The organism is Micromonospora sp. NPDC050200, from assembly GCF_040656135.1.
GTDB lineage: Bacteria > Actinomycetota > Actinomycetes > Mycobacteriales > Micromonosporaceae > Micromonospora.
Genome location: NZ_JBFALG010000132.1, coordinates 1 through 6,630, shown reverse-complemented (window position 1 = coordinate 6,630; position 6,630 = coordinate 1). Strand labels below are relative to the sequence as shown.

Here is a 6,630-nt window from a genome sequence, read left to right as displayed (position 1 = left end):
CGGGCCGCCGCGGCCAGCGCCGCGCGCGCCGTGCCGCCGGCGCCGAGCACGGTCACCGTGCCGCCGGGGGTCACCCCGGCCGAGGTCAGCACCTCGACCATGCCGGTGACGTCGGTGTTGTCGGCGTACCAGGAGCCGTCGGGACGGCGTACCAGCGTGTTGGCGGCGCCGACGGCGGCGGCGACCGGCGAAACCTCGTCGGCCACCGCGAGCGCCGCCTCCTTGCCGGGCATGGTCACCGACAACCCGGCCCACTCCGGGCCGAGGCCCGCGACCAGGGCCGGCAGCTCCGCCGCCGCGCACTCGACCCGGGTGTACGACCACCCGGCGAGCCCGGCGGCGGCGTAACCGGCGTTGTGGATCACCGGCGAGAGGGAGTGCGCGATCGGCTTGCCGAGCACCGCGGCCCTGTGCGCCGTCACTTCCCCGCCCCGCTCAGATGATGCCGGCCTTGCGGGCCCGGTCCTCGTTGCGCTGCTGGTCGGCGTAGGTCTCGGCGAACGCGGAGTGGCCCTGCTTGTCGATCGCCACGAAGTAGAGCCACTTGCCCGGCGGCGGGCTCATCGCCCCCGCCATGGCCTCCTTGCCCGGGTTGTTGATCGGGGTGGGAATCAGGCCCTTGAGCTTGCGGCTGTACGGGCTCTTGGTGTCCAGCAGCTCCGACTGGTTCATCTCGGCCGATGTCTTGGTTTTCTGGCCGGTCAGCTCCAAGTAGTAGTTGACCGTCACGTCCATCTCAAGGCAGTTGCACGGGAACTCGCCGTACACCCGGTTGTAGGCCACCCGGGCGACCTTGCCCAGGTCGTCCTTGTTGCCCGCCTCGGCCTGGGCCAGCGACGCGACGATCAGCGCCTCGTACGGCGTGACACCGCCCAGCTTTTCCTCGACCGTCTCGGGGAACTTCATCTTTCCGGCAACGGTGAGGAAGTTGTCGACCATGTCCTTGAGGATGCTCTCGGCGGTCGCCTTCGGCGCGATCTCGTAGGTGTCCGGGTAGAGGAAACCCTCGATCGACTTGACGACCTTCTTGCCGTCCTTGCGGGTGAACCAGAAGTCCGGCACGCCGAGCGCCTCCGGGTCCTTGGCGGCGGCCTCGAACTCCTTGACCGGGATCTTGGTCTTCTCCGAGAGCAGCTTGTAGGTCTGCTTGGCGGTGCGCCCCTCCGGGATGGTCACCTGGTTGGTGACCTTGTTCTTCCGGTCGAGCAGCATGGCCAGCGCCTTCTCGGCGCTCATCTGCTTGCGCACTTTGTACAGGCCCGGCTGGATGTTCTTGCTTAGCGCGTTCGCCTCGGCCGCCTCGATGAAGGCCTTGGTGCTCTTCACCACATCCGCAGTGACCAGGGTGTCGCCGATGTCGGCGATCAGGGCGCCCTGCTTCACCTCGACCATGGCCTCGCCGCTGCCGGCGCCGTCGTAGTCGGGGGTGACGAAGTAGTTCTGGATCCGGTCGAAGCCGTAGAAGGCCCCGCCCCCGATGCCACCCAACAGGACCAGCGCCATCAACAGGGCGAAGATGGTCTTGCCCCGACCGCCGCCCGACCTGCCGGCGCGTCGCTCGACGAAGCCGCGTCGGTGCCGGCCCTTCTCACCCCTCTCCGGCTCGTCGAACCCGAGGTCCAGATCGTCGATCATTCCGTCCGCCTCCGCTGCGCTTCCAGCCAGCTCTGCAGGATCTCGACCGCGGCGGCCTGGTCCACCACCGCGCGTTGGCGCTTTCCCCGGACGCCACGCTCCGCCAGCCTACGAGACGCGACGACGGTCGACATCCTCTCGTCGGTGAGCGTCACCGGAACCGGCGCTATTACATCGGCCAAACGGTCCGCGTACGCCGTCACGTGACGCGCCGCCGGGCCGATCTTACCGGCGAGATTGACCGGAAGGCCGAGAACGACCTCCACCGCCTCGTGCTCGGCGACCAGCTGCCCGAGCTGCGTCATGTCCGTCGGCACCGCGTCGGGCGCCGCGGTGAGGTCCCGGGCGAGGGTGACCAGCGGGGTGGCCAGCACGCCGTGCGGGTCCGACCGGGCCACCCCGACCCGGACCTGTCCGACGTCCACCCCGAGCCGGACACCTCGGGTCAACTCACCCACGGCAGGTCACTCCCCGGACGGGACGGGCCAGGGCGGACCGGGTCGGTCCGCCCTGGCCTCCATCGTGCGTGATCACGCCTCGGCGATCGCCTTCTCGACGGTGAGCAGCAGGTTCGGCGCTTCCGCCGCCGGCAGTCCGCCACCCTGGGCGACGTCCGGGCTGCCCCCACCCCGGCCGGAGAAGGCCGCCTTGACCAGGTCGTTGGCGGCCAGCCCGCGACCCCGGGCCGCCGCGTTCACGGCCACCACCAGGGACGCCTTGCCGCCTCCCCGGGCCGCCACCGCGACCACCGCCGGCCGCGCCGGGTCGATCTTGCCGCGAATCTCCTGGGCCAGGGTCCGCACGTCGTTGCCGGCCGCGCCCTCCGGCGCCTCGGTGCCGACGTACGCCACCCCGCGGACGTCCTTCGCCTGCCCGGCGAGCGCCGCCGCCCCGCCCAGCACCAGCTGGGCCCGGATCTTCTCCAACTCCTTCTCGGCGTCGCGCAGCTGCGTCACGGTCTGCTCGACCCGGTCGGCGACCTGGTCGCCGGGCACCCGGAACAGCTCCGCCAGTCGGGAGACCAGCAGGTGCTCCCGGGCCAGGAAGCCGAACGCGTCCATGCCGACCAGCGCCTCGATCCGGCGCACGCCGGAACCGACCGACGCCTCGGAGAGGATCTTGACCAGGCCGAGCTGGGCCGAGCGGGCCACGTGGGTGCCGCCGCACAGCTCCCGGGCGTAGTCGCCGACCTCGACGACCCGGACCCGCTCGCCGTACTTCTCGCCGAAGAGCGCCATCGCGCCGATCCGGCGCGCCTCCTCCTGGCTGGTGATGAAGGCGTGCACCTCCAGGTCCGCCAGGAGCACCTCGTTGACCTGCTGCTCCACGTCGTGCAGCACGCTCGGCGCCACCCCCGTCGGGGTGTTGAAGTCGAACCGCAGCCGGCCCGGCGCGTTCAGCGAACCCGCCTGGGTCGCCGACTCGCCGAGGAAGTTGCGCATGGTCTGGTGCACCAGGTGGGTCGCGGTGTGCGAACGGGAGATCGCCCGCCGCCGGCTCACGTCGATCTCCGCGTACCCGGTCTCACCGGCGCGCACCTCGCCGCGCAGCACCTTGGCCCGGTGCACGATCAGCCCCGGCACCGGCTGCTGCACGTCGAAGACCTCGACCTGGCCGCCACCGACGGTGATCAGGCCCTGGTCGGGCTGCTGGCCACCGCCCTCGGCGTAGAACGGGGTGGTGTCGAGCACCAGCTCGACGGTGTCGCCCTCGACCGCCGCGCCCACCTCGGCGCCGCCGGAGAGCAGTGCGCGGACCCGGGACTCCCGGTTCAGCTCGGTGTAGCCGGTGAACTCGACCGCCCCGCCCGCGTCCAGCACCGACCGGTACGCCGACACGTCGGTGTGCCCGGTCTTGCGGGCCTGCGCGTCGGCCTTGGCCCGGTTGCGCTGGTCGGCCATCAGCCGGCGGAAGCCCTCGGCGTCCACCTGCAGGCCCTGCTCGGCGGCGATCTCCAGGGTGAGGTCGATCGGGAAGCCGTAGGTGTCGTGCAGCTGGAACGCCTTGTCGCCGGAGAGCGCCGGCCGGCCGGCCGACCTGGTCTCGGCGATCGCGGTGTCCAGGATGGTGGTGCCGGCGCGCAGCGTGGAGAGGAAGGCGTCCTCCTCCGCGTACGCGTACTGGGAGATCCGGTCGAACTCCTCGGCCAGCTCCGGGTACGACGGGGCCATGCAGTCCCGGGCCACCGGCAGCAGCTCGGGCAGCGCCCGGTCCTGCCAGCCGAGCAGCCGCACCGACCGGATCGCCCGGCGCATGATGCGGCGCAGCACGTAGCCGCGCCCCTCGTTGCTCGGGGTGACCCCGTCGCCGATCAGCATCAGCGCGGTCCGCACGTGGTCGGCGACCACCCGCAGGCGCACGTCGTCCGGGTGCGACTCGCTGGCCACGTGCCCGGACCGGGCGCCGTACCGCTTGCCGGTCAGCTCGGCCGCGCGGTCCAGGATCGGCCGAACCTCGTCGATCTCGTAGAGGTTGTCGACGCCCTGCAGGATGGAGGCCATCCGCTCCAGGCCCATGCCGGTGTCGATGTTCTTCGCCGGCAGGTCACCCAGGATCGGGAAGTCCTCCTTACCGGTGCCCGGGCCCCGCTCGTACTGCATGAAGACGAGGTTCCAGAACTCCATGTAGCGGTCCTCGTCGACCGCCGGGCCGCCCTCACGGCCGTACTCCGGGCCGCGGTCGTAGAACAGCTCCGAGCAGGGGCCGCACGGGCCGGGGATGCCCATCGACCAGAAGTTGTCGGCCTTGCCGCGCCGGACGATCCGCTCGGCCGGCACGCCCACCGAGCGCCAGATCTGGAACGCCTCGTCGTCGTCGAGGTAGACGGTCGGCCAGACCCGCTCCGGGTCCAGCCCGTAGCCGCCCTCCGCGACCGGCTTGGTGACCAGGTCCCAGGCGAGCGGGATCGCTCCGTCCTTGAAGTAGTCACCGAAGGAGAAGTTGCCGTTCATCTGGAAGAACGTGCCGTGCCGGCTGGTCTTGCCGACCTCGTCGATGTCCGGGGTGCGGATGCACTTCTGCACGCTGACCGCCCGCTGGTACGGCGGGGTCTGCTGGCCGAGGAAGTAGGGGACGAACTGCACCATGCCGGCGTTGACGAACAGCAGGTTCGGGTCGCTGATGGCGGGCAGCGGAGCGGACGGCACCACGGCGTGTCCGTTCGCCTCGAAGTGGGCGAGGTACCGCCGCTTGATCTCCGCCGTCTTCATCGCTGGTGTTCCTCCGGAAACATCTCTCGGTCGCCGATGCGCGGGTCCTCCCGCAGCTCGGCGAACTGGTCGTCGAACGTCTCGCCCCGGGCGAACGCCTCGTGGATCTCCTGCTCGCGCTCGGCCATCCCGACCCGTACGTCCTCGACGAAGCTACGCAGCGACTCGACCAGGCTGCCAGCGGATTCGGACAGCCCGCTCGCGATCCCGGCCGGGGTGTACGCCTGCGCGGTGCGGGTCGCCCTGCGGACCACCACCACGCCCACGGCCAGGCCGATGCCCAGCCAGAACAGTCGCCTCATGCTCTCATCCCTCCCGCTCGTCGCCGAACGGCTCAGCGGTCGCCGCGCCGCGCGGCGCGACGCTGCTGCTTGATGGTGTCGCGCACCTCACGCTCGGTCTCGGCGTGCCGGCGGGCCGAGGCGGCCCGGCGCACGCCGTATCCGAAGGCGGCCACCTTGACCAGCGGGTTGGCCGCGGCGGCGGAGACGACGGTGGCCAGGTTCGCCACGTTGGCGGTGACGCTCTGCGCGTGGCTGGTCATGGTGTCGACCTTGGCGAGCTGGAGGTTCACCCCGTCGAGCGAGGTCTGCACCTGCTCCAGGACGGTGTTGACGTTCTTCACGGTGGTGTTCACGTCGCCCAGCAGCGGGGTGGTCTGCTCGTTGAGGTCGTTGATCATCCGGGTCGTGGCGTCCACGGTGTGCCGCAGCCGCAGGATCGGCACCGCCAGCACGAGCACCAGCATCAGGAACGCGCCGGCCGCGACCAGCGCAGCGACCTGTAGTCCACCATCCACGCATGTCCTCCTCAAGCAGAGTTCCGGAACCGGACGTCCGGAACGCGCGACCGTCAGGGGGCACACCGTCATTCCGCGCCCCATGAAGGGTCAGCGGGAGCGGGCGGGCGCGCCAGCCCCAGACCCTACCGTCCGTGATGGAAACCGGCTCAGGACGGTGAAGGTGTCGGTTCCCCGAGCGGATCCTCGGTGAACGTCGGGAAGGGATCCTCGCCGGTGAGCGACGGATCGGTGCTCGGCTGTGGCCGGGTCCGCTCGTCGTCGATCGCGTTGCGGACCTTCACCGACACCAACGATCCGGCACACGTCCCCGCTGCGGGCGACGCCTCGGTCGACGGCGAAGCCGGCGGCTCCCGGCCGACCGGCGGCGACGCGCAGGTCGGTTCGCGCACCCACAGGTCGAGGGTGAGCTCGTCGCGGCGCCAGCAGGTGTAGCTGCCCTTCTCCTTCTGCTCCGGGCAGCGGCTGACCTGCCACGGCTCCCAGCCGTCCTTCCGCAGCGCCGCCTCGTACACCCCGACGGTCTCCTCCGGCGCGCGCTCCGAGGACACGCTGCGTTCCCGCAGCCGGCAGTCCTGCAGGCACCAACGGCTGCCGCTGACGTTGTCGACCGTCTGCACCGCCGCCCAGCCGGGCACGTCCAGCTCGTCGAGGGTGTCGAAGACCGGATCGCGGCTGAGCGTACTGATGCCGAAGTAGAGCGGGATCGCGCCGAGCAGCACCACGCTGACCAGCACCAGGATGCCCAGCCGGAGCCGGCGCCGCTCGCGCATCTGCCGGCGCAGCTCGGAGCGGGCGCCGCCCGGCTCACCGGCGGCCGGCCCGGCGGGCTCGTCCTCGGGGGGACGGCGCGGGCCGCCGGCCGGTTCCGTCGCCGGCCGCGGCCCGGCCGGCGGTACGACCGCCGCCGCACGGGCGACGCCCACCGGCTGGTCCGGCCGCGGCGGGACGGAGCCGGTGCCGGGCTCCGGCCGACCGGGCTGCCGC

At 71.6% G+C, this 6,630-nt stretch carries 6 protein-coding genes and 1 pseudogene; all 7 read right to left on the bottom strand.

What is annotated here, in order from left to right; all coding sequences use genetic code 11:
- Positions 1-401: pseudogene (locus tag AB0I41_RS34555) on the bottom strand (shikimate dehydrogenase); the annotation flags it as partial.
- Between the two features lie 34 nt (positions 402-435).
- Complete coding sequence (mltG, locus tag AB0I41_RS34550) at positions 436-1,635, bottom strand: endolytic transglycosylase MltG (protein WP_357115459.1); 1,200 nt, start codon at positions 1,633-1,635, stop codon at positions 436-438.
- A complete protein-coding gene (gene ruvX / locus AB0I41_RS34545) occupies positions 1,632-2,093 on the bottom strand; it encodes a Holliday junction resolvase RuvX (protein WP_357115456.1) in 462 nt (153 codons plus the stop codon). Before ruvX ends, mltG begins: the two co-directional genes overlap by 4 nt.
- Positions 2,094-2,165: 72 nt before the next feature.
- Entirely contained in the window at positions 2,166-4,844 is a 2,679-nt protein-coding gene (gene alaS / locus AB0I41_RS34540) for an alanine--tRNA ligase (protein WP_357115453.1), read from the bottom strand.
- Positions 4,841-5,146: a hypothetical protein gene (locus AB0I41_RS34535; protein ID WP_357115450.1), complete on the bottom strand. Its 306-nt coding sequence runs from the start codon at positions 5,144-5,146 to the stop codon at positions 4,841-4,843. Before AB0I41_RS34535 ends, alaS begins: the two co-directional genes overlap by 4 nt.
- A 32-nt stretch (positions 5,147-5,178) precedes the next feature.
- A complete protein-coding gene (locus AB0I41_RS34530) occupies positions 5,179-5,643 on the bottom strand; it encodes a DUF948 domain-containing protein (protein WP_357115447.1) in 465 nt (154 codons plus the stop codon).
- A gap of 149 nt (positions 5,644-5,792) precedes the next feature.
- On the bottom strand, positions 5,793-6,416 hold the full coding sequence (locus AB0I41_RS34525) for a hypothetical protein (protein WP_357115462.1): 624 nt from the start codon (positions 6,414-6,416) through the stop codon (positions 5,793-5,795).
- Positions 6,417-6,630: the final 214 nt, after the last annotated feature.